Raw genomic sequence first — 1,363 nt, 5'->3', positions numbered from 1 at the left:
CTCCACACCTACAACCACCACCGCTGCCACACCGCAATCGGAGGGCAACCTCCGATCAGCCGCGTCAACAACGCTGCGGGTCAATACACCTAGCATCGACGTCATCCGACCGAGGAGAGCGTCATGGCAGATCTCGAGCTCCGCGACGACCGGCCGGCTGGAGGCTTACGAGGAGGGCGTGTTCGCCGGACACATCGCCTACTTCACGATGACCGGCGAGCCCCCGGCGCTCGTCGCGGTGCACACCGTCGTGGAGCCCGAGCACGAGGGGAAGGGCGTGGCCGGCTCGCTGGTCCGGGAGTTCTACACGATGGGCGCCCGCGAAGGCGTTCCGGTCGTGCCGCTCTGCCCGTACGCCGCAAAGTGGGCACTGCGCCACCCCGACGAGGCACCGGTGCCGCCGGCCGAGCTGGTGCGCGAGGCCGAGCGGCAGCTGAACGAGGAGCACCCGGGCCTGTGACGACCCTGCCCGCCGGCTCCCGGCCGCCCGCACCGTCCGCCTCGGCCGCGGCCTCCGCCTCCGCCTCTGCCTCCGCACCCGTGCTGGCGCTGCTGCACACATCCCCGGCCCACATCCCCGTCTTCGACGCGCTGCGGGACCGCGACCACCCAGGGCTGGAGCTGCGGCACCTGGTGGACGAGAAGCTGTTGGCACGTGCCAGGGCCGAGGGCCCGGACTCGGTCACCGTCGTGGGCGCTGTCTGGGCCGCACTCGCGGCGGCCGTCGCACAGGGAGCGGGCGCCGTGCTGTGCACCTGCTCCACGATCGGTGCCGCCGCGGAGGGATGCGCCGAGGCCGTGGGCGTGCCCGTGCTCCGCGTGGACCGGCCGATGGCCGCGGCGGCCGGTACCCACCGCCGCATCGCGGTCGTCGCGGCGCTCGAGAGCACTCTGGAGCCCACCGTCGCGCTGATCCGCGACGAAGCGGGGGAGCGCAGCCCGCGGATCCGTACCCATGTGGTCGAGGGCGCCTGGGAGTTGTTCGAGGCGGGTGACCGGGAGGGGTTTCTGGACGCCGTGGCCGCAGCCGTCGACGGAGTACCCGACGCCGAGGTGATCGTCCTGGCTCAGGCATCCATGGCGGGTGCGGCTGCCCGTGCCACGACGGCCGTCCCCGTACTCTCCAGCCCGCGCCCCGGCCTCGCCGCAGCGGCGGTCGCCGCCGCGCGGGCCACCGCCGCCGCGCGCCGATGACTGGATCCGCCGCGCGTGGGCACCCGCAACAGGAGAACCTGGATCTGTACGGCCCCACTGATCCCGGGAGCCTCGCATGACACACCCCCAGCCACCGCCCACACCCCCGATTCCGCCGCCGTCGCCCGTCCCGGGCCCGGGTCCGGGGCCCGGCCCCGTCCCGCCGCCG

Annotated in this window: 2 protein-coding genes; both read left to right on the top strand. The window is 74.2% G+C overall.

Translation table 11 applies throughout. The annotated features are described in order from the left end of the window. Positions 1 to 130 precede the first annotated feature (130 nt). Complete coding sequence (locus ACWCXB_RS36570) at positions 131 to 460, top strand: GNAT family N-acetyltransferase (protein ID WP_450728818.1); 330 nt, start codon at positions 131 to 133, stop codon at positions 458 to 460. Positions 461 to 540: 80 nt separating this feature from the next. Then, entirely contained in the window at positions 541 to 1,194 is a 654-nt protein-coding gene (locus ACWCXB_RS36565; protein ID WP_450728816.1) for an aspartate/glutamate racemase family protein, read from the top strand. The last annotated feature ends 169 nt before the right edge of the window (positions 1,195 to 1,363 follow it).

The sequence above is a fragment of the Streptomyces sp. NPDC001514 genome (assembly GCF_053597075.1).
This window is presented reverse-complemented; position numbering and strand designations above follow the sequence as displayed.